Here is a 21,886-nt window from a genome sequence, read left to right as displayed (position 1 = left end):
TTTAAAGCGGCGCTTCGGGATGCGGGGCGTCGTCATAGGCGCCCCAGATCGACTGGTCATAGTTCACCATCGAACCGGTCATCATGCCGGACTCGTTGCTGGCGAGAAATGCTACGGCACGCGCCGCCTCTTTCGGATCAATTAGTCTTCCGAATGGTTGTTTTTCGGCGGCATGAGCAAGCCAGGCATCGTCCGCACCGTGATACGCGCGTTGAATGCGGTCCTCGCCATCGCTCGCCATCCAGCCCAGATTCAACCCATTTACGCGGATGCGATTGCGCAGCAGTCCATACGCGGTGTTTTGCGTCAGCGTGGCGAGTGCGCCTTTGGACGCGCAATAAGCCGCGATAAATGGCTGACCGGCCATTGCCGACATCGAGCAGATATTGACGATCGCGCCTTCGATACGCTCCCGCTTCATCACGCCGATGGCTTCCTGCATCAGAAAGAAAGGCGCGCGCACATTGGTGGCGAAGATGCGGTCGAACAGTTCGGGATCCGTATCGAGGATCGTGCCGCGATCGGTGCTGGCCGCAGCATTCACGAGCACATCGATACGGCCGAACTGCGCATCGGCTGCCTGAATGACGGCGCGGCAATCTTCCACGCGAGACAGATCCGCCGCGACGAACTTGACTTGCACGCCGCTCGCGTCAGCCAGTTCGCGCGCCTTTGCTTCACCCTTCTCCTTCGATCTCGCGCAAATCACGATGCCATGCGCGCCACGTTCCGCCATTAACGCCGCGACCGCCGCACCCAGTCCTTGCACGCCGCCGGTAATCACGGCCACCTTGCCATCGAATCGACTCATCGTGTGTTCCTTTTAGAGCAGGCTTTTGAGTTTGACGGACGGATCGCTAAGCATTTCTGCTAAAGGCGATTTAGCGCGCTCCACCAGCATCCGCGCGAGTTTCATTTCTTTGGCAAAACCGCTAGCAAGACCAAAGCCGCTCGTGCCGACAAGACGTTCGTTTGCATCGAAATAGAAGTCGATGGAACCGGCATCGCTTAGCGTGCGTTTAATGCATTTCACGCCGAGCGCAGGTTCGCCCGCCACTTGCAATTGATGATCGTATTGATCCGACCAGAACCACGGCGTGTCGTCGTATCGCGTTTTCGCGCCGAGCATATTGCGTGCGGCAACGCGCGCCTGCGTCTCGGCGTTATGCCATGTTTCCTGACGAATGGGCTGCCCTGAAATGCGGCTAGGAAATATAGCGACGTCGCCCGCCGCGAATATTCCAGAAGCTGACGTCTCAAGCTCTGCATTGACGATCACGCCGCGATTGACCGCCAGCCCCGCATCACGCGCAAGCTCATCCGCAGGGTCGATACCAATTCCCACCAAGACGATATCGGCATGAATAACGCTTTTATCCTTAAGTGAAATAGCAAGCGTTCTGTCGCTAAGCCGTTCGATGGCTTCTGGCGTGACATTCAAACGAATGGAGACGCCATTGCGTTCATGAAGGCGTTGCACCTGTTCGGCTACGGCTTCCGGCACCGCGCGCCCAAGCAAGCGCGATGCGCCTTCGATCACGCACACATTGCAGCCGCGCTTTCGTGCAGACGCTGCGACCTCCAGGCCGATGAATCCGCCGCCCACGATCAACACGCGAGCGTTGGATGCAAGGCGCGATGCAATGCGTGCGGCATCGTCGAGTGTACGCAGCGTCAGCACGCCGTCGAGATCAGCGCCGGGAATGTTCAAGCGCCGTACGTGACCGCCAGTCGCAAGCAACAGCGCTTCATATTCGATGCTTTGACCATCGTCGAGTTGCACGGTGCGCGCTTCGCGAACGATACGCGCCACCTTGCTCACGACGTGCTTGATGCGGTCGTTCGCCCAGTCATCGCGTGTGCGCAATTGACAGTGCGATGCCTCGCGCTCACCCGTCAGCAATTGCTTCGACAGCGGTGGACGTTCATAAGGCAAATGCGATTCCATGCCGAACATCGCGATATCGCCAGTCCAGCCGAACTCGCGCAACGCCTGAGCCGCGCGCCCGCCGACATGCCCCGCACCGACAATCGCCATCACGCGCACCATGATCTCAGACCTCGATCAGAATGCGCCCTGCTTCGACTTTCGCGGGGTACGTCTTCAGCTTTTCGCAAACAGGCGCGCAAAGTGGCCGGCCATCGCGAATATCGAAGCGTCCATTGTGCTTGGGGCATTCGATGACATAGTCCATCACAAAGCCGTCGCTAAGATGAACGTGCTCGTGCGTGCACAGACCATCGCTTGCGAAAACCCCTTCATTTACGCGATAAATCGCGAAAGTGCGGCCGTCGTGATCGAAGCGCATCACGTCTTCATCTTCGATATCGTCAAGCGCGGCTGCGTCGATCCATTGCGTCATGATGCGTGTCTCCGTTCGATGTTTTTATGCGGCTGTGGCCGGCACCGGCCGTTCTACGTGATATGACGGATCGCGCGTCTGGCGCAGAAGCGTCGGGAAGATTTCGGCATAGGCGGCGATCGTGCTCGAATAAGGCGGCGGCATATCGTGTTTAACCGTCTCATGCAGACGCGGCAGCGCGTGGTAAGGCACCATCGGGAACATGTGATGTTCGACGTGGTAATTCATGTTGAGATAAAGAAATCGAAACACCGGATTCATCTCGATGGTGCGGCAATTCTTGCGATGATCGAGCACGTTTTCCGGCATGCCTGCGTGTTGCGTCAAGCCAAAGTAAAGATAAAGCCAGGCACCGTAAAGACTGGGTAAGCCGATATAAAGCAAGGGCAACACGCTATGAAATACAAAGCATGCCGCAATCACCACCGCGTAAATCACCAGCCAGATGCGCGCTTCCAGCATCACCTTTGACCATTCCGACTCGGGAACAAAGGTCTTTTCTTCCTCACCGATACGACCGAACGCCGCGCCAATCACCTTAGGCAATTCATTTGCAACATGCTTGAGCGCGAAGACATTCAGCGCGAGACCAAGCCAATCCGTTGGTACTTGTGCGCCGATTTCGGGATCGCGGCCTACGACCAGCGTATCCGTATGGTGGCGAGCGTGGCTCCATCGCCAGATTGTCGGACGGCGGAAGACCTGAAACGACGCGGCTTGGTATAGCGCTTTGTTCATCCAACTTGTCTTGAATGCGGTGCCGTGACCACTCTCGTGCCAGCGCGAATCCGCCGGACCGCAATAAAGCGTGCCGTAAAGCATCAAGGCGGGAATGGCCCACAGCGAATGCGCGCGCCATGCGAAATAGGCAAGCACGCCGCTCGCGATAATGCTTAGGTACCAAATGACAGTGTCGCGTATGGCGCGGGCATCGCTTCGCTGCATCAGGCTTTTCATCACCGGACGCGGAACGGCGCACTTGTACCATTTGGCATTCACTAAACCGGCTGATTTCGCACGCTCACCTGCACCGCCCACTAAGCGATATGCGCGATGTAGTTCCTGCGCGCTCGCGCCTTGCGTCTGCTCAGATTCCATCATGTCGCCTCATCCGATGATTGGATTTGCATCATCTATTTCTTGTTGTATCGATGATATGAGCGCTTAGGTTCCCATGCAATAAGGCTTTGCATTTGCTATCTTTAAGCATCATTGCGCCAATTAAAAACCCATCATTTACATCAAAAATGACTAAGCGCCCGACGCTTCAATCCGTAGCAGACGCAGCGGGCGTCAGTCCCGCTACGGTGGATCGCGTATTCAATGGCCGGCTATTAGTGCGGGAAGCAACGGCTTTGCGAGTGATCGAAGCGGCCGAGCGCATCGGCTATCACGGTGCGGGGCTGATGCGCGATCGCTTGCGCGCTAAGCTAGGTGAACGAAACGAACGCTATACATTGGGATTTTGTCTGCAGAAAAGGGCTGATCCGTTTTATCAAACCTTTGCCCGCATCCTGACGGAGACGGCGTCACGTCATGAACCGGAGCGCTGCTCTGCCGTGATCGAATATATGGACGAACTCGATCCGGCATCTATCGCGCGTACCTTGGTTTCCTTAGGCGAGCAAGTCGATGCGCTTGGCGTAGTCGCCGTGGATCACCCGCACGTGACGGCGGCAATCGAGTCGCTTCATGCGCAAGGCAAGCCGACAGTCACGCTGTTATCTGATCTGAGCGCGCCGCTGCGTGCGGGTTATATCGGTGTCGATCCGCGCAAGAGCGGACGCACGGCAGCGTGGGCGGTCAGCAGGCTCAACCAACGGAAAACCGGCACGGTAGGCGTGTTCGTGGGCACGCCACGCTATCTTGGGCAAGAAAGTTGTGAGATCAGTTTTCGCTCGTATTTGCGCGAGCATGCGCCCGGACTGCGTGTGCTCGACACGCAAATCAATCTCGAAGACAAACAACTCGCTTACGAAGCCACACTTGCCATGCTTGCTCGGCACGACGATCTCGCCGGAATATACGTTCCCGGCGGCGGCGTAGGCGGCGTCATTCGTGCGCTGCGTGAGGAAGCGCTTGGTCGCCGTATCGTCACGGTGTGTTCGGATTTGATGCCCGACCGCTATGAAGCGTTGGTCGATGGCGTGATCGATCTGGTTATCGATACCCCATTGCAACGTATCGCCGAAACCGCCGTGCAAGCGATGTTGCGTGCCTTGCAAGCTTTGCCGGGTGAAGCAGCGCAAGCTAGCCAATATCCTTTGCCGGCCCAGCTTTATACGCCGGAAAACGTGTAAAGCGCGTTAAGGTCTTCCTAAGACTTCGCGCTTGCGTCGCCCAGGATGGCGTCTTATGCCCGGCTTGATGCGTCTTATGCACCATTGACGAGCGTTGACCGTTAGCCTCGTTCGCGCGCAAAGCGCTGTAACGCCTGCTTCCAAAGGCTATTCAGCTTCGCCTATCTATTTTTCAGACGTGGCATCTGCATTGCTGCAAGAGTGCGCGCCGTCATTCACGGCGATCTACTTCGATTGCACTCGACTTACCCGTCTGAAAGGAGCCTTCAATATGCCGTTTGAGCGTGACTCAGCGCAAAGCGTGAGCCCCGATAGCCAGCCGTTGCTCAGCATCGTAGTCGCGGCCTACAACATCGAGGGTTATATCGAGGAAGCGCTGGAATCTCTGCTGTCTCAGCCGCATCTCGACAAGTTGAGAATCATCGTCGTCGATGATGGCTCGACTGACGACACCTTTGCGGCCGCAAAGGCAATCGCGGATCGCGACGGCGGCGTGCACGTTCAATTGCTGCGGCAGGACAATGCAGGCCTTAGCGCCGCGCGAAACACGGGACTGGCTGCCGTACGCACGCCCTACGTCGGCTTTCTGGATGGCGACGATATCTTTCTCGAAAGCTTTACGGGCGTGGTGATTCCCGCTTTGAGCGAAAACGCGTGGGACATCATCGAATACAACGTCAAGATCATCGACGATGAAGGACGCCGCCTCGACGAAATCGAACTCGTCACGCCCGATGCACGCGGTGGCCATTCCATGCAGCATCAGGACCGCATGCAGTTCGTCGATGCGTTTCACGCTTTCGTGTGGGCGCGTGTTTATCGCACGTCCTTATTCGATGGCGTTTCGTTTCCGGTTGGACGGCATTACGAGGATATGGCTGTGTCGCCTTCGCTTTATCTCAAGGCGGGCAGTGTCTATCGCGTGGCGTCGCCTTTGATCGGCTATCGACGCCGCTTTGGCAGCATCACGCAGAAAGCGGCCTTGCGCGATATGCAGGACCTTCGCACCAATGGACAGGAAGTGCTTGCGCGTTGCAATGGCAGCAAGCTCGATGAATTTTGGCTTACCGTGTTCGATAAGCTCTTCAAGCGCGCACGCTTTGTGTGTGCCCGCGTCGAACATGGCTCGTTTAAGCAAGCCTCTGACATTCTCGTTGCTATGGGAAGCGATCACCGTCACGCACGCTCGACACTCGCTAAGCGCGGTGGACCGGACATGGTCGAACTCAAGCAATCCGATTTCGATCTTCGCGCCGACCGTTCCATCTATTTCCTTAAAGGCCTCGTCAAGAAAGTCTTGCGACGCAGTGTCGATCATCAACAACGCGCAAGGCGACCGCGCGTCTCGGCTCAACTAAGCGGTTCGGCGCGCGGACAATAAGCCGTCGGTTTAGCCTTCCTCGATCGCGCGCAGGCTCATCCGCTTATAGACATCTACCAGCAGCGCGCCTTCGCTGCGCTTGTGCGCAATCGCGAGGCGCATCGTTTCCTCGCCAAGCTGCCAGATCAGGAACGCGAGCGCGCCAATACGCTTCGCATCCGCGCGCGGACGCACGCGCATGATCGCCGCTGCGAGCATTGCACCGCACGCGCGGCTTTCACTCAACTCGATACTCATTAATTCCTTGTCCGCGCGCAGCGCCGACGAGATATCGCGCATCACCGGCTTTTCCAGCACGATTCGATAATACAAATCGACAAGCTCGGAAAACGCAGCCACCAACTCCTTCTGATTGCGCACCGCCTCCAACGCCAAGCGCACGCATTCCCGGCTCTCGGTCGCATACGCTTCGGCGAGTGAGCGAATGATTGCGCGCTTGTCCGGAAAGTACTGATAAAGCGAGCCGATGGAAATCTCCGCGAGATCGGCAATCTCGCTCATCTTCACGTGCTCGCTGCCCTTCTCTTCGATCAATCCTTCCGCGACGTCGAGTATGCGTTCGAGGCGCTCCCGGCTGCGCTGCTGGGTCGGCTTGCGTTGTGGTTTCTCCTGCATCTTCTTCCTCGCAAAAAATGCTTGACGAATAAACGTGAGTATCTATCATGTTTTAAATATGAGCAACTCTCATGTTTAAAACCAAGGAGCCGGCAATGTCGATTTCTCAACTCGATGCAGCACCTATCCTCGTACTCGGCGGCAATGGCAAGACAGGCGCACGCGTCGTGCAACGGCTGCGCGCCATGTCGCTCGATGTTCGCGCATGTTCGCGTTCGACCGAACCGCGTTTCGACTGGAACGACCGCACGACCTGGCAGGCCGCGCTCGATGGCATTCAACGCGTCTACGTTACGTATCAACCCGACCTCGCAGTTCCGGGCGCGGTGGACTCCGTCAGCGCGTTTTTCGATCAGGCGCTGACGAGCGGCGCAAAGCATATCGTGCTGCTATCGGGACGCGGAGAAGAAGAGGCGCAGGCCGCCGAACAGGCTTTGCAAGCCAGCGGCGCGCAATGGACCATTCTGCGTTGCAGTTGGTTCATGCAGAACTTCAGCGAGAGCTTTCTGCGCGATCCGGTGCTCGACGGCGCACTCGCGTTGCCTGCGAGCAATATCAAAGAACCCTTCGTCGATGCCGAAGATATCGCTGACGTCGCCGTTGCCGCACTGACGCAAGCGGGCCATACCAATCGGCTTTATGAACTCACCGGACCGCGCGCGCTTTCATTTGCAGAGGCAGCGGAATGCATGGCGCGCGCCACGCAACGAGAGATCAGATTCGAATCCGTGCCACCCGATGCATTTCGCGCGGGTCTTTTGGAAGCAGGCGTGCCTGCGCCCGAGGTATCGCTGATCATGTATCTTTTCACCACCGTTCTCGACGGTCGCAATGCGCAACCTATGAACGGCGTTCGCGACGCCTTGCAGCGCGAGCCGCGCACATTCGAAGACTACGTCGCGCGTTGCGTGGCGGACGGCGTCTGGACGCCTTGAAAAGCAGTCACATTTTCGCGGTAAACTAGCCGGATGGAACAATGTCCTTACTGCGACCGAATCCGTGACGAATGGGACTGTCACGGTCAAACCTGCCGAACCGCCATCGCTCGTGCGCTGCGGCGTCAGCGCATGGGCCTGCCGATGGTGCCCAAGGTCATTCGCAACGAAATCCCGGCGGGCGCAAGCACGGGCGAAGTCATCGCCAGTCTTTCCCGGCAGCGTCTTCGCGCACGCCGCGCCAACGAGGAACGGCGAGCCAAAAAAGCGGCCGACGATCTCGACCTCTAAATCCGGGAAGGTGGTTCGGTCTGCGATGCAAATTGGCCGTTGCTACTTGCTTCCGCCCGCCATCGACGCCGCGAATCACGCATTTTTGCCAGCGCCATACGCGCCACTTTGAGCCATCCATAAGGACGTGGATCGGCGACCATGCTTAGCGCACGCGCATAATCCAGCGTCAGCCCCGGCGTCCATGCCATCGTGACCGCGCGCTTGCGGATTTGCGCTGCGACCCAAAGCTCAGGTGTCAGAATCATTCTGAACAAGGCGCCCCAGCCCGCGCGCGTGCCGTACAAACGTCCTGCCGCACCTTCCAGCGCCGCTTCGAGCGCGCGCGACACACTGCTCGAACAATTGCGATGCGTCAGGTTATACGTCGTATCGTCGCGATACGAGCGCCAGAAATTGGCAAGGCGAATCGGGTCGTAATTGCGAATGCGCACGCGTATCGTCGAGGGGCACCATGCTTTCGATTCGAACGCATAGCTCGGCTGAAACACACCGGGTACATCGTTTTCACGCGTGGCGCGCAGGAGATGCGCGAAATCGTCTGGAGACCGATCTATTTCTATCGCAGGATAGAGGCTTACGTAGATGCCTTCCGGCGTTTCCAGCGCGGCATGGCCCGTCGAAATCACGCCGTTTCGATCCACCGCCGCAATATAACGATCGACAATCAGGCGTCGCTGCACTTCGTTCTTCGAAGAGCCGACCGGCGTCCACACATGCACCGTAAGCGCAGGCTCGTCGTCGCCAGGCGGACCGTCCCATTCACTTGCACGAGGCTCGTGACGATCACTTGCGCTCGCGGCCTCGGCGCTCGGATCGCCCCACACGGCCGGGTTGCTCGACAGTTTGCGCACACGCGTGGCGATCAGGATGAGATTGAGTCCCGCGAACATGAACATCAGGCCGATGCAATACGGCACCGTCCCCACATAATGCGTGGGATACGGCTGAAACATAAACACCGCCAAGGCGATTTCGAAGCATGCCAATGCAAGCGCCACGCGCCATCGCCTGTAGCGCACGACTAAAGCCGACGCGGCCTGCAAAGCGCCATCGCTAAGAAAAACAGCGCCAATCAGAATCGACAGAATGAAGTGGCCATGATGAGAGCCTTCGAGAATCAGCACAGCCGCGACGATAAACGTCACGCCCTTCGCATAGCGCAATCTGCGTTGCCCGCCGACACCCGCCCACGCAACCGACAAAGTCGCCATGCCTTCGATGATCAACAGCCATCCCACGAATGCGATAGGAAAGCCGAGCGCGCCATCGAGTGCATCGATAAAAACGCCGATACCCACGATGAGCAGCAGCCAGCCCGTGACCATCAGACTACGCCAACGATTACGCAGATAATCGACGCCCAGAAGAAGCAAGATCAGCTTGACCATCGTTTGAGAGTCCTTACGACATCACAATCGCGCTTGCCGCCGAGATTATTTATCGAATTCGATTCCTCTGTCGCGCAGACGACGCATGCCACTGGTCAAATGCGCCCGCGCGCTTTCCGCGTCACCGGCGCGCATTTGTTCGTAGGTGTGTTGCGCAATGTCATGCGGCACGGACTTGAGCGGACGATTGCTGCTTAGCGCGCGCAATTGAACTTCGGCCGCGCGTTCGAGATAGTAGAGATCGTCCCACGCTTGCGCGATGCTCGCACCCGCCACCATCACACCGTGATTCTTGAGGAAGAGAATATCCGCATCGCCCATAGCCTGCGCAATGCGATCGCCTTCGGAATTGTCGAGGGCAAGGCCGTTGTAGTCTTCGTCCACCGCAGTGCGGCCATAAAACTTCAATGCCGTTTGCCCGGCCCACACAAGCGGCGCGCCTTCGAGCATGCACAGCGCGGTCGCATTCGGCATATGCGTATGAAAGGCTGCCTTGATACGCGGCGAAAGCTTGTGCAGGCGCGCATGGATATAAAACGCCGTCGCTTCGGGCTGGCCCTCGCCGTCTATGACGCGGCCATCGAAATCACAAATAAGCAAACGTGAAGCGGTAATCTCATCAAATGCGTAGCCAAAGGGATTGACGAAGAAGAGATCGTCGTGACCCGGCACCATAGCCGAAAAATGATTGCAGACGCCCTCCTCCAATCCAAGCAAGGCAGCCAGACGAAAGCAGGCGGCAAGTTCGGAACGTGCGTCCGCTACGGCCTGAGAATCCAGCCGAAGGGTGCGGGATGCGATCAGCGAAGCGGTGTTGGCAAGCGTATGAGCCATGACGAGTTCCGTTTATTCCTTGAAGATAACGTGGCTAAGAGAATAAACCGTCCGTCGGGACGGCAAAATAAACACTGCGTGAATGGTCGGACAATGAAACGCTCCCGGAAAATTGAACCGATCGCTTGCGCGCGACATGTAATTTCGCCAAGTGTTACGGCGGTATGTCGGTCCTCTTAGCAAAAACGCTTATTGGACTTGTGAGTTATGGCATGGTAAAAGTCTATGCCGCTCGAAATTCGAAGCGCATTTTCAACGTAATTCGTCTCAATGGGATTTGGACAAATGGCAACAGGTACTGTTAAGTGGTTCAACGATGCAAAGGGTTTCGGTTTCATCACGCCGGATGATGGTGGTGAGGATCTGTTCGCTCATTTCTCCGAGATCCAGTCGAAGGGCTTCAAGTCGCTTCAGGAAAACCAGAAGGTGAGCTTCGAAGTCAAGCAAGGCCCTAAGGGCAAGCAAGCTTCGACTATCCAGCCGCTCTAAGCGATTCACGTCGCTCTGGATGAACAAACGGCCCTTCGGGGCCGTTTGTTTTTGGTGCATGCACTCGTTCGCTAAGCCTTGATTTGGTATACCAATTGCGCTTGTTTCTTTAGCTGCAATAATCCGTCGAAAGATAAAAAATTAAACTGTAGAATCGGCGCGCGTCTTAGTCAGTTTCGATCCACTTTCTTCCGCTTACTTGCTTGAACCCGCATTGCACTCGAATAGCGCGCGTCGCGTTGCTTTCACTGCTTGTGATTTGCACGCTAACCGACCGCGCCGAACGCGCGCTCGCTCAGCCGCCTTCGCCGTCGTGGCAGGTTAATCCGCGCGCCGTACGCTTCGTAACCGATATCGTTCTGGACGACTTCCACACTGCGCAAGCTGGCGGCGGCTACGTCTTCTCCTATGACCGCCAGGAAACCGACGACACGCTTACCGTAAAGCTCGCCCGCTGGTTTTCCGGCACCGATGCACGCGCTATCGCAATGGAGCCGCCCGAAAAGCAGGCCTTGTTCGGTTTCTATTGGGCGGCAAGCATGATGCCCGCGAATTCGCCGTGCTTCTCGGGCATGGTGAATGATGCGTGTCAAAACGAGTTATCGCTTTGGATGGCTCGCGAAGCCGACGACGATCCGCGCTTCGTAACTGCCTATGAAGCCGCGCGACCGGCGCTAGGGTTGCCAACGATCGGAGCGAACGGGCGTTAGCATTTTCGGCATCGCGCTCTTGCCGATGCAAAGCGAGTTTGGCCGCAACACTCGCCAGCAGGGATAAAGCACCGAGCGTTTCAAGCAAGGCATCGATCATGATGTTTCTCAATGGCGGGCGAACATCGGCCCATAAGTCTTCACAAAGAACGCGAGCGTGATACCCGCGCTGATGATCAGCGTCCCGGCGCGGATCACTTTCGGCGGCGTGCGGCGGCCCAACTGCGCGCCGCCGTATCCGCCCACGACGGCCGCCACCAGCATGGCGAGCGTTTCAGGCCAGCGCACCGCGTTGGCGAATGCAAACGTCAGCACCGCCACCGAATTGGCCGCGCTGACCAACAGCGTGCGCGGCGCATTCAGGCTCTTGAGATCGCGCGAATCGAGCAGCCCCCAAACGGCCAGCATCATCAATCCGACTGCGCCGCCGAAATAACCGCCGTACACGCCAAGCGCAAACTGAATCAGCAGCACCGTTGTCGCGCCGATACGCCAGCGGCGGCGCAACGCTTCGCCAAGGCTGCGTCCGAATGCGAGCGCCAGACTCGCGCACAACAGCAGCCACGGCAGCACGACGCGGAAGGTCGCGGCGGACGTCGAGAGCAACAGCACCGCGCCCGCGAAACCGCCGATCAGCGTGACCACGAGCATCGTTCTGATCGATACGGGCCCCACGGGTGTCAAGCCATCGCGATACGCCCACGCACTCACCACACCGCCCGGAAACAGCGCCACCGTCGATGAAGCATTCGCCTGAACCGGTGGCAAACCCGCTGCAAGCAGCGCAGGCAAACTCACGAACGAGCCACCGCCGGCCAGCGCGTTCATTGCGCCTGCCAGAAACCCTGCTCCGATCACGATAAATATTGCATTCATGCAGACAATCCTAATCGGCGGCCCCGGCACTTACAATCTGGCAATTCCAATGTGAGACTTCGGCCAAACCGAAGGCACGATCATGCGTTTCGATCTGACCGACATGCGGCTGTTTCTGACCGTGCTGGAACGCGGCAGCATCACGAAAGGCGCGCAGGCCATGCACCTCGCGCTGGCATCCGCGAGCGAACGCATTGCCGGGATGGAAAGCGCGCTCGGCGCACCGCTGCTCGAACGAAACCGGCGCGGCGTGCAGGCGACCCCCGCTGGCGAAGCGTTCGTGCGGCATGCGCGCGAAATCCTGCATCAGGTGGAGCAGATGCGCGGCGAGTTGCGGACTTATGCGACCGGTCTGAAAGGACGCATCCGCCTGCTGTCGAACACGGCGGCGCTGGCGTCTTATCTGCCGCCTCGCATCGCGCGATTTTTGGCGGCGCACCCGGATTTATCGATCGATCTGGAAGAGCGTTCGAGCTTCGAGATCGTCCCGGCCATTGCTGAAGGCCGCGCGGATCTCGGTCTCGTCGCGGATATCACGGACCTGGCGCGGCTGCAGACGCATCTGGTCGCACAGGACCGGCTGGTGGTGGTGGCGAGCAGCGCGCATCGGGTCGCGCGGGAAGCGTCGGTGGCGTTCGTGGATGTGGTCGGCGAGCCGTTCGTCGGACTGGCGGATGCGGCGCTCGAAATGCACCTCGCCGAGCGCGCGTCGCGGCTCGGCCGGCAGATTGAATACCGCATTCATATGCGCGGGATCGACAATGTGGGCATGCTGGTGGAAGCGGGAATCGGCATCGCGGTGATGTCGGAAGTTTCGGCCGACATGATTCGCCGGCCGGGGCTTGCCGTCGTCACGCTATCCGAGCCGTGGGCGACGCGCCGCCTCTATTTGTGCGCGCGCGCCTTCGAGACGCTCACACCGCATGCGGGCTTGCTCGTCCGAGCATTGACCGATGCGGTGGCGTAACGCATCAAACATCGCGCAAAGTTCGATCAGAACGCACGGCCGACGATCAGCGGATCGACCGGCCCGATCGCTTCGATCTCACGCTTCGCATACGGCAAGCGATGCAGCACGTAACGCATGGCGTTGATTCGCGCGCGCTTCTTGCAATCGGAACGCACCACGGTCCAGGGTGTATCGGCGGTATCGGTCTGGGCGAACATGACTTCCTTCGCGCGCGTGTAGTCGTCCCATTTGTCGAGTGAAGCGATATCGACCGGACTCAGCTTCCATTGTTTCAGCGGATGCACCTGACGCTCTTTGAAGCGGCGGCGCTGCTCCGCGCGGCTCACAGAAAACCAGAACTTGACGATATGAATGCCGCTTTGCGCAAGATGCCGCTCGAACGACGGCACCTGCTGCATGAATGCGTCGTACTCTTCGTCGGAGCAGAAGCCCATCACGCGCTCGACGCCCGCGCGGTTGTACCACGAGCGATCGAACATCACGATCTCGCCCGCCGTCGGCAAGTGCTCGACATAGCGCTGAAAATACCATTGGCCGCGTTCGACTTCGGTCGGCTTTTCGAGGGCCACCACGCGCGCGCCACGCGGATTCAGATGCTCCATGAAGCGTTTGATCGCGCCGCCTTTGCCAGCCGCGTCACGACCTTCGAACACAATCACCACACGTTGACCGGTCTCCTTGACCCAGGCCTGCAATTTGAGCAGTTCGACCTGCAATCGATACTTCTGTTTCTCGTAGTTGTTGCGCGACAGCAGATGTTTATACGGATAGCCGCCGCGCCGCCAATCGGGCGCAAGTTCGTCATCCTGATGAGGTTTCTGCGTGCCGCGCCCGATCAAAGCATGTTCGCCGTCAAGCAGATAGGAACGCAGCGATGTGATTTCGTCGGGCGACATGCCGCCTACGAGCGTCTTGAAGGTATCGAGACGCTCGTTGCCGCTATTTGCGCCGATGCTCTTGATGATGTCGGACATGCTGTTGTGGATCAACTCATGCCCGGGCGATTCTGCAATGCTGGTATCGCCATCGGTATCAGTGCGTGCGTCGGATGTGGACGCTTTGTGAGTACCGGAAGCTTTCTGTGAAGCGTGATGAGGGTTTGCCATTTGTCGCTTTCCTTTTGTCGGCGGGGAAAAACCGGCTTCCACAAACAGACGGAAGTCAGTATGTCGAAGTACATCTTACCGACCGGAAAACGTGTGCCAAATGCGATATCTCAATATGAATCCGGCTAAACCCGGTTGTTCACGGGCACTGTCCTTGCGGACAATCATGCAAGCGCTTTTTATTGCTCAGCTTTAGCAACCGTCAAGGAGGACATCATGAAAAAAACTCGTCATGCCGCGCAATGGCGCTCATTAAGCTGCACGCTGCTCGCAACACTCGCGGGCATGTGCTTCGCCACGCATGCTCACGCAGATGGCCGCGCCGCGCAAAAGCTCGGGCAAATGGGCATTGTTAATCAGACGTTTCAACCTAAGCCGCCGCATTCTTCGCCAGGTTATTCGGCGCAGCCCAACCAAAACAGCAACTCGACGTATGGACCGCGCACGATCAACCCTAACAATGGCACCGTGAACGGCGTCGAAGCGGCACGCGCGGGTGCGGCTGCGAATGGCGCGGCGAACAAATAAGAACGAACAAAGCGCTAACGGGATTCTCTTATACTTGGCTCACGTTCCGCGCTTGCCGCGCTTAACCGTGAGTCCATGAAAAAGATCAAGCCCGGCTTAGTCCTTGAACTTGTCGCCAATCTGCTGCTGCCTTGGCTTGCTTATCGGCTTGCGCTGCCGCACTGGGGCGAAGTCGGGGCGCTGTATGCATCGGCTGCGCCGCCGCTTGTTTGGAGCGTGGTCGAGTTCTTAAGATCAAGACGTGTCGATGCGCTGTCCGCCTTAGTGATCTTTGGCATCGCGCTATCGATCATCACGTTTGCGCTTGGCGGCAGCGCGCGCATTTTGCTGGTGCGTGAATCGCTGGCGGCGGGTGCGACAGGCATCGTATTTCTGGGCTCGCTTGTGTTCGAGAAGCCGCTGATCTTTTATCTGGCGCGCGCCACGGTCGCACGCGAACACGAAGACGGCGCGCAACGCTTCGAAACTTTCTGGCGCGACAACGCGTCTTTACGTGCGTCGCTTAGGCTGATGACACTCGTCTGGGGTATCGGCCTGACGCTTGAAACGACGCTGCGCTTTTATTTCGCGTGGACCTGGCCGATCGAGCGTTATCTCGTGGTCTCGCCGATTATCGGCTATACGATTTACGGTGGATTGCTCGCGTGGACCTTCTGGTTTCGCGGACGCCTTGTGCAAAGACAAAGCACCCGCGATCCCTCAAGCGATGGTTTGCTTGGCTAAGCCTTAGCACATCTCCAGCGCGCCGATATGCTCGGCAATCTTCCCGTTCACCATCTGCGCATGCGTAAAAGGCCCCATATGCCCCGCTTCCGGCACGACGATCAGCTTCGCATCGGGCATCAGCGATAACAGGCTCTCCGCGATCAATTTCGTCGGCGTGGGTCCGTGTTCACCGCGCATTAATAGCGTGGGAATGTCGAGGCTCGCATAAGCGCTGGCCGGTGTCGGCTCATGAATCAGCGCGCCGAAATCGAGCGGCGCCTTATAGACCCAGCGTGTAAGCATCGCTTGCACGGAGGGTCGCAATGCCGACCACGCGCCTGCTCCGCTCCAATAATCGACAAACGAACTTGCTGCACCACGCAGATCGCCGGTCACGACACCTTGCGCGGTACGCTGCGCAATCGCGAGAATTTCGGCGTAGGCGGCCGCGCCATGTGCGCCCATGCCTTTGAGTATATGAAACGCGGAAGGCTCGTATAACGTGATGCTGGCGATGCCATGCGGACGTTCCAGCGCCGCGCGCAAGGCCACGCCGCCGCCGTACGAATGCCCGACGAGATGCACGCGGCTGCGCTGCCGATCGATCAGTTCGATCGTGCGCGCCGCTTCATCCGCAAGCGTAAAGGCGCGCTCACCGCTCCACGGTCCCACGCTCTCGCAACCATAGTGCTCAGGCGCGATCAGCGTGTAATGCGTATCGAGCGCTTCGCCGAGTTGTCGCCATTGATTCGCGCCCGCACCCGAGCAATGCAAGGCAATGACGGGAATGCGCTCGTTCTGTTCTTTCTTCATTCGATGATCTCGTTTAGTTCTTGACGCTTTAGGCGTCGATTTCATAGCAGCGCATGCGCCGTTCTAGTTCGCTGATGTCTGCGCAATCCGCGAGATAAGCATCGCGACGAACATATTCAGCGCGATCCAATACGCGCCCAAACCAATCGATCAGGTATCCCAACATTTCAGCCTCCGTCCGAAAGTGCCGATAAAGCAGCAACACGCGACACATCGGTCGAGGCAAATGCTTAAACGGCGAGTGGCTTTCTTATGCACCAGCCGTGCCAACATAGGCTAAGACGAGGTTCTATAAGGCTTAGCGCCCGACGACCATTGCTAAAGACAAGCTAAAGTGTCGGACGCGCACAAACGCTTTCATCGCTGAAAGTTTGTGCCGAACAAACTACGAAAAGCAGCCGTTTAAGGGAAAACGCTGCTTAAGGCGAAAAAATTCCCGCCCCGCTGCTATCAAGAAACCGCGCACCATAGCCGTAAACGAGCTTGACTACCGCGCAAACACAGGGTTTTAGCCCGCGCCGGCTCGCAAACGATCTCTACGGACGACGCGCTAAGATACGCTGCGGTCCGCGTTGCATTCCGGCGGTGCTCGGTTCGTGCAATCAGCAGTGCCCTATTGGAGATACCGGCGTGCTCAACCGCCACTCGCTCACCTTCCGGATGACGAGCTTCATCATCGTCGTCTGTGTGTTGTTGATCGGCACCGACGTGTGGCGCAGTATCGCCGCGCGCCGTGTGCAGATCGACGAGATGACCATTGCCGCGTCGAACCTGGCGCGCGCGATGGCGCAGCACGCCAACGACACCTTCAAGGAAGCCGATACCACGCTGATCGGCATGGTCGAGCGCGTCGAGCAGGACGGCATCGCCTCGAACGATATCGATCGTATTCACCGCTCGTTGATGGCGCGCGTGGCGCAATTGCCGCAACTCAACGGACTCTTTATCTACGATAAGAACGGCAACTGGATTGTCAATTCTCAGCCGACGCTGGAAACGCGCTTCAATAACGCGGATCGCGAGTATTTCCAGTATCACGAAGCGCACGCCGATCGCGGCCCGCATATCGGCATGCCGGTCAAGAGCCGTTCGACGGGCAAGTGGATCATCCCGGTTTCGCGCCGCATCAACGCGCCCGATGGCAGCTTTGCGGGCGTGGCGCTTGCGACCATCGACGTCGCTTTCTTTTCGCACTTCTACGACAGTCTCGATCTCGGACAGGCAGGCGCCGCCGCGCTCGTGAGCAACAACGGCACGATGATCGTGCGCCGTCCTTTCGAGCATCGTTTCGTCGGCAAGAGCATGGTCGATACCATGCTGTTCCGCGCCCATCTCGCCGATGTCGCCGCGGGAACGTTCACCACGTACTCGTCGCAGGACGGTATCGAGCGGCTGAACAGTTATCGCAGCTTGCAGGACTATCCGCTGTTCGTGGCGGCTGCGCTGGCTCGCGACGAAATCCTTTTTCCCTGGTGGCGCGACACCCTTTGGCACGCTGCGGTAACCGGTCTGCTCGCACTCGTCATGGGCTGGTTCGGCGCGACGCTTGTCCGTCAAATGACCTCGCGAAACAAGGTCGAACAGGCGCTTACGCGCAGCCTCCTGACCACGCGCACAGTGCTCGACACAGCCATCAATCCGATCATTACCGTGGACGAACGCGGTGCGATCCGCTCGTTCAATACCGCAGGCGAGCGCGTGTTCGGCTACACCGCGAGCGAAGTGATTGGTCAGAATATCCGCTTTCTGGTGCCGCCCGCGCATCTCGACGCGTATAACGAATACATTCGACAATTCGTCTCGGGCGTGGATATGCCGACCGCCGAGTGCGAGCTGGCCGGCCAGCGCAAGGACGGCACGTCGTTCCCAGCGCATGTTTCCACGGGCGCGATGCGAATCGATGGTGCCTTGCATTTTGTATCCGTTATTACGGACATTTCGCGTCAAAAGAAAGAACGCAGCGAACTCGCCGATGCGCGCGATCAGCTGCTGCTCGCCGCCGATATCGCCGAAATCGGCATCTGGTCGTGGGACATTGCATCGGGCAAGCTGCACTGGAATGCACGCATGTTTCAGATCTATCAGTATCCCGAAGCACTCCAGAATAACGGACTGGATATCGAGCACTGGCGTCAGCGTCTGCATCCGGAAGATCGCGATATCGTACAAACACGTCTTCAGGCCGCCTTCGAAGGCAAGCTCAAGGAACTGCCGCCGTTCCGCGTGATGCTGCCGGACGGTTCCGTGCGCCGTATTCAAAGCGGCTTGCGTATCCAGCGCGACGCCAACGGCGAAGCGGTCACCATGACCGGCGTAAATTACGACATCACCGATCAGTACGAACTCGAAGCCGCCCTGCGCGATGCAAAGGAACAGGCGGATGCCGCGAGCGCCGCGAAGTCCTCGTTCCTCGCCAATATGAGCCATGAAATTCGCACGCCGATGAACGCGGTGCTCGGCATGCTTCATCTCGTACAACTGACGAATTTGAATCGCCGTCAGCAAGACTATGTGAGCAAGGCCGAAACGGCGGCGAAATCGCTGCTCAATCTGCTGAACGACATTCTCGATTACTCGAAGATCGAAGCCGGCAAGCTGCAACTCGACAGCCATCCGTTCGAGCCTGAAAAGCTGATGGAAGAACTCGGCGTAGTGCTGTCGGGCAATCAGGGTACGAAGGATGTCGAAGTATTATTCGACCTCGACCCCGACCTTCCCGCCGTGCTCGTTGGCGATGGCTTCCGCTTGCAGCAGGTGCTGATCAATCTCGCGGGCAATGCGCTCAAGTTCACGTCGGCGGGACAGATCGTCGTCAGCGTGCATGTCTTGCAGGCAATGGACGAAGCCGTGCGCGTGCGCGTGGCGGTGAGCGACAGCGGCATTGGTATCAGCGCCGCGCAATTGGAACGTATCTTCGAGGGCTTTACGCAGGCCGAAGCATCCACCACGCGACGCTTTGGCGGTTCAGGTCTGGGCCTTGTGATCTGCCAGCGGCTCGTCTCGATGATGGGCGGCAAGCTCGAAGTGCAAAGCCGTGTAGACGAAGGCAGCCGCTTCTGGTTCGATATCTCGCTGGGCGTGCAGCACGAACCGCGCGAAGTGCCTGATACAAGCGATATTCTCGATCGCCCGGTGCGTATTCTGATCGCCGACGACAACGCGATGGCCGGCGAAATTCTCTCGCGCACGGTGCGTTCGCTCGGCTGGCAGGCGGATCTCGTGACGTGCGGTATCGATGCAGTGGAACGTATCGGCGATGCCGCGCGCGGCGATACGCCATACGATATCGCCCTGCTCGACTGGCGCATGCCCGACCTCGACGGCCTCAACGCCGCGAAGCTTATCAACACGATGCGAGGCCACACCGAGCCGCCGATGGTGCTGCTCGTCACTGCGTTCGGCCGCGAAGTGCTGCGCGAATCGCAGGAAACGGGCGATGCGCCGTTCGCGGGCTTTCTGACCAAACCGGTCACGCCCAAGCAACTCGTCTCCGCCATCCGCGCAGCATCCGCGCGTGAAGTGGAAATCGAGGCGGAAGTCCCTGATTTGCAGGTATCGAAAGCACAGCGCCTGCGTGGACTCGATCTGCTGGTCGTCGAAGACAATGCGCTCAATCGTCAGGTGGCCGAAGGATTATTGCGCGCCGAAGGCGCACGTGTGACGCTGGCGGAAAGCGGCCGTGAAGGGATCGAAGCGGTCCTGATGGGCGACACGCGCTTTCATGCAGTGTTGATGGATGTGCAAATGCCCGACCTCGATGGTCTGGAAGCCACGCGTCTGATTCGCGCCGACGGCCGTTTCGACACATTGCCGATCGTCGCGATGACGGCGAACGCATCCAACGCGGATCGCGATACCTGCATCGAAGCGGGCATGAACGATCACGTCGGCAAGCCGATCGATGTCGAGCGGCTCGTTGCGGTACTGCGTGCTCAGGTCGGTCTCGATACGCTTGAAACGCTCGAAGCGCAGGCTCAGCATGACGTATCGAACGGTGGCGAAGATGCCGACGTCACCGAGCCGTACGACTCCATCGTCACGCGCTTTGGCGGCAATCTCGCGCTGATCCGTGACACGCTCGACGGCTTCGAACCGCAGATGGACAAGCAATTCGCGCAGCTCGTCGCCAAGGTCGCGGGACACGATGTGAATGGCGCGGCCTCGGTGCTGCATGCGATCAAGGGCAGCGCGAGCACCATCGGTGCGATCGTGCTCGGCAAGCTCGCGGGCAAGCTCGAACGCGACCTGTTGGATAGCGACGACAGCGCGCGCACGCTCGCCTCGGTCGAAGAAAATGTGCCACGTATGCAGCGTTTATTGGCAACGAGCGTCGAACGCCTGACGCACGCTTTTATCAACACGAAGGCCGCGCAATCGAATAAATTGCAAGGCGAGCCGATCGAAGACGAAGCGTGGCGCGACCGGCTCAATACGATCGTCGCGTTGCTGGACGCGTCGAATCTTCAGGCAATTGCGTTGTCGGAAAGTCTCTCGCCGCATGCACCGAATGTGCATCGTGTGGATTTCGAGCACTTTCTCGCACGCGTTCGAGCGCTCGATTTCACGCGCGCGTCGAAGATTGCGCGCGAAATGCTGGAACAGGCATGATGGAAGAACTCCTGCAAAAATGGCTGATGCATGCGAACCGGCGGCCCAAGCTGCTGATCGCCGATGACCAACCGGTCAATATCCGCGTGCTCTATGAGTTGTTCCGCCACGAATGCGATGTGTTCATGGCGACCAGCGGCGCGCAAGCGGTTCAGGTTGCGCAAACCGAATTACCCGATCTGATTCTGCTCGACGTCGTCATGGACGATCTCGACGGCCACGAAGTCTGCCGCCTGCTCAAGTCCGATCCGCTAACGGCCGATGTGCCGGTCATTTTCATTACCGCGCAAGACCGTGAAGACGATGAGGTCAAGGCCTTCGGCTTAGGCGCGGTCGATTTTCTTAGCAAGCCGATCAACCCTGTCGTCACTAAGGCGCGCGTGCGCACGCATTTGACGCTCAAGCTTCAAGGCGATTTACTGCGCGCCAATGCTTTGCTCGATGGCTTGACGGGCGTTGCCAACCGCCGCAAATTCGACGAAGACCTGTTGGCTGACTGGCGGCATTGCGCGCGCGAAGCCGCTCCGCTCGCGCTGCTGATGGTCGATGTGGATTACTTCAAACGCTATAACGACCAATACGGGCATCAAGCCGGCGATGCGTGCCTGAAGTCGGTCGCTAAGGCTTTAGTGGAGTCTTTGCGCCGCCCTTACGACAAAGTCGCGCGTTACGGCGGAGAAGAATTCGCTTGTTTATTGCCTAAGACAGATTTGGCGGGCGCGCATCTTATTGCGCAGCGCATGCTCGAACAAGTGCGTGCGCTTGGCATCGAGCATCTGCCGTCGTGCATCGATGCAAACGTGACGATATCGGTCGGTGTGGCGTCGATGCTTGCGTCGCGAGAAGGTGCATCGACGGCAACGCTTTTGAAAGCAGCCGATGACGCGCTTTACGAAGCCAAGCGCGCAGGACGCGCGCGCGTGGCTTGCGCGCCTTCGGCTTAGCTTAGTGGCTTTAGTAGGCTTAGTGCG

22 protein-coding genes are annotated in these 21,886 nt (G+C 58.5%); 11 read left to right on the top strand and 11 right to left on the bottom strand.

The genetic code is table 11. The features are described from left to right. Position 1 precedes the first annotated feature (1 nt). The 4 genes from P7F28_RS00350 to P7F28_RS00335 are packed head-to-tail and all read right to left on the bottom strand — an operon-like array spanning position 2 to position 3,464. Positions 2-811 carry an SDR family oxidoreductase gene (locus P7F28_RS00350; RefSeq protein ID WP_277182298.1) on the bottom strand — a complete coding sequence of 270 codons (810 nt, stop codon included), beginning with the start codon at positions 809-811 and terminating at the stop codon, positions 2-4. A 12-nt stretch (positions 812-823) separates the two neighbouring features. Further along, the gene (locus P7F28_RS00345) at positions 824-2,050 is read right to left on the bottom strand and encodes an NAD(P)/FAD-dependent oxidoreductase (protein ID WP_277182297.1); all 1,227 of its coding nucleotides are present in this window, start codon (positions 2,048-2,050) and stop codon (positions 824-826) included. A 4-nt stretch (positions 2,051-2,054) separates the two neighbouring features. Next, on the bottom strand, positions 2,055-2,363 hold the full coding sequence (locus P7F28_RS00340; RefSeq protein WP_277182296.1) for a non-heme iron oxygenase ferredoxin subunit: 309 nt from the start codon (positions 2,361-2,363) through the stop codon (positions 2,055-2,057). Between the two features lie 24 nt (positions 2,364-2,387). Further along, complete coding sequence (locus P7F28_RS00335; protein ID WP_277182295.1) at positions 2,388-3,464, bottom strand: fatty acid desaturase family protein; 1,077 nt, start codon at positions 3,462-3,464, stop codon at positions 2,388-2,390. Positions 3,465-3,610: 146 nt separating this feature from the next. Between P7F28_RS00335 and P7F28_RS00330 the strand changes: the two genes are divergently transcribed. Then, positions 3,611-4,663: a LacI family DNA-binding transcriptional regulator gene (locus tag P7F28_RS00330; protein WP_277182294.1), complete on the top strand. Its 1,053-nt coding sequence runs from the start codon at positions 3,611-3,613 to the stop codon at positions 4,661-4,663. Between the two features lie 271 nt (positions 4,664-4,934). After that, a complete protein-coding gene (locus P7F28_RS00325) occupies positions 4,935-6,044 on the top strand; it encodes a glycosyltransferase family 2 protein (protein WP_277182293.1) in 1,110 nt (369 codons plus the stop codon). 9 nt (positions 6,045-6,053) lie between these two features. On the opposite strand, the gene P7F28_RS00320 is transcribed toward P7F28_RS00325, so the two are convergent. Further along, the gene (locus tag P7F28_RS00320; protein ID WP_277182292.1) at positions 6,054-6,659 is read right to left on the bottom strand and encodes a TetR/AcrR family transcriptional regulator; all 606 of its coding nucleotides are present in this window, start codon (positions 6,657-6,659) and stop codon (positions 6,054-6,056) included. 95 nt (positions 6,660-6,754) lie between these two features. Here P7F28_RS00320 and P7F28_RS00315 point away from each other — a divergent pair, with 95 nt between their 5' ends. Both P7F28_RS00315 and P7F28_RS00310 read left to right on the top strand, forming a co-directional pair. Further along, entirely contained in the window at positions 6,755-7,594 is an 840-nt protein-coding gene (locus tag P7F28_RS00315; protein ID WP_277182291.1) for an NAD(P)H-binding protein, read from the top strand. 33 nt (positions 7,595-7,627) lie between these two features. Beyond that, a complete protein-coding gene (locus P7F28_RS00310) occupies positions 7,628-7,885 on the top strand; it encodes a hypothetical protein (RefSeq protein WP_277182290.1) in 258 nt (85 codons plus the stop codon). Here P7F28_RS00310 and P7F28_RS00305 read toward each other — a convergent pair. Together P7F28_RS00305 and P7F28_RS00300 are read right to left on the bottom strand one after the other, a co-directional pair. Then, positions 7,882-9,276: an HdeD family acid-resistance protein gene (locus P7F28_RS00305; RefSeq protein ID WP_277182289.1), complete on the bottom strand. Its 1,395-nt coding sequence runs from the start codon at positions 9,274-9,276 to the stop codon at positions 7,882-7,884. The two genes, P7F28_RS00310 and P7F28_RS00305, sit on opposite strands and share 4 nt — an antisense overlap. A gap of 45 nt (positions 9,277-9,321) precedes the next feature. Then, entirely contained in the window at positions 9,322-10,110 is a 789-nt protein-coding gene (locus P7F28_RS00300; protein WP_277182288.1) for an aldolase, read from the bottom strand. 285 nt (positions 10,111-10,395) lie between these two features. Between P7F28_RS00300 and P7F28_RS00295 the strand changes: the two genes are divergently transcribed. Both P7F28_RS00295 and P7F28_RS00290 read left to right on the top strand, forming a co-directional pair. Next, on the top strand, positions 10,396-10,599 hold the full coding sequence (locus tag P7F28_RS00295; protein WP_008347993.1) for a cold-shock protein: 204 nt from the start codon (positions 10,396-10,398) through the stop codon (positions 10,597-10,599). Between the two features lie 239 nt (positions 10,600-10,838). Then, a complete protein-coding gene (locus P7F28_RS00290; protein ID WP_277182280.1) occupies positions 10,839-11,309 on the top strand; it encodes a hypothetical protein in 471 nt (156 codons plus the stop codon). A gap of 108 nt (positions 11,310-11,417) precedes the next feature. Here P7F28_RS00290 and P7F28_RS00285 read toward each other — a convergent pair whose 3' ends face one another. Further along, complete coding sequence (locus tag P7F28_RS00285) at positions 11,418-12,185, bottom strand: sulfite exporter TauE/SafE family protein (protein ID WP_277182279.1); 768 nt, start codon at positions 12,183-12,185, stop codon at positions 11,418-11,420. An 82-nt stretch (positions 12,186-12,267) separates the two neighbouring features. On the opposite strand from P7F28_RS00285, the gene P7F28_RS00280 reads away from it, so the two are divergent. After that, positions 12,268-13,152 carry a LysR substrate-binding domain-containing protein gene (locus tag P7F28_RS00280; protein ID WP_277182278.1) on the top strand — a complete coding sequence of 295 codons (885 nt, stop codon included), beginning with the start codon at positions 12,268-12,270 and terminating at the stop codon, positions 13,150-13,152. Positions 13,153-13,178: 26 nt separating this feature from the next. Here P7F28_RS00280 and ppk2 read toward each other — a convergent pair whose 3' ends face one another. Then, the gene (ppk2, locus tag P7F28_RS00275) at positions 13,179-14,261 is read right to left on the bottom strand and encodes a polyphosphate kinase 2 (protein WP_277182277.1); all 1,083 of its coding nucleotides are present in this window, start codon (positions 14,259-14,261) and stop codon (positions 13,179-13,181) included. 216 nt (positions 14,262-14,477) lie between these two features. Between ppk2 and P7F28_RS00270 the strand changes: the two genes are divergently transcribed. Together P7F28_RS00270 and P7F28_RS00265 are read left to right on the top strand one after the other, a co-directional pair. Then, positions 14,478-14,789 (top strand): hypothetical protein, encoded by a 312-nt coding sequence (locus P7F28_RS00270; RefSeq protein WP_277182276.1) that lies wholly within the window; start codon positions 14,478-14,480, stop codon positions 14,787-14,789. 75 nt (positions 14,790-14,864) lie between these two features. Next, the gene (locus P7F28_RS00265; RefSeq protein WP_277182275.1) at positions 14,865-15,512 is read left to right on the top strand and encodes a VC0807 family protein; all 648 of its coding nucleotides are present in this window, start codon (positions 14,865-14,867) and stop codon (positions 15,510-15,512) included. 3 nt (positions 15,513-15,515) lie between these two features. On the opposite strand, the gene P7F28_RS00260 is transcribed toward P7F28_RS00265, so the two are convergent. Together P7F28_RS00260 and P7F28_RS33780 are read right to left on the bottom strand one after the other, a co-directional pair. Next, positions 15,516-16,307 (bottom strand): alpha/beta fold hydrolase, encoded by a 792-nt coding sequence (locus P7F28_RS00260; protein ID WP_277182274.1) that lies wholly within the window; start codon positions 16,305-16,307, stop codon positions 15,516-15,518. A gap of 28 nt (positions 16,308-16,335) precedes the next feature. Then, a complete protein-coding gene (locus P7F28_RS33780) occupies positions 16,336-16,473 on the bottom strand; it encodes a DUF3563 family protein (protein WP_368860312.1) in 138 nt (45 codons plus the stop codon). Between the two features lie 464 nt (positions 16,474-16,937). Here P7F28_RS33780 and P7F28_RS00255 point away from each other — a divergent pair, with 464 nt between their 5' ends. Beyond that, positions 16,938-20,915 (top strand): response regulator, encoded by a 3,978-nt coding sequence (locus P7F28_RS00255; protein ID WP_277182273.1) that lies wholly within the window; start codon positions 16,938-16,940, stop codon positions 20,913-20,915. Beyond that, positions 20,912-21,859 (top strand): diguanylate cyclase domain-containing protein, encoded by a 948-nt coding sequence (locus tag P7F28_RS00250; protein ID WP_277182272.1) that lies wholly within the window; start codon positions 20,912-20,914, stop codon positions 21,857-21,859. Before P7F28_RS00255 ends, P7F28_RS00250 begins: the two co-directional genes overlap by 4 nt. Positions 21,860-21,886: the final 27 nt, after the last annotated feature.

Source organism: Caballeronia sp. BR00000012568055 (assembly GCF_029439455.1).
Lineage (GTDB): Bacteria > Pseudomonadota > Gammaproteobacteria > Burkholderiales > Burkholderiaceae > Caballeronia.
The sequence above is the reverse complement of the archived record's forward strand: the minus strand, read 5'-3'. Positions and strand labels throughout refer to the sequence as shown.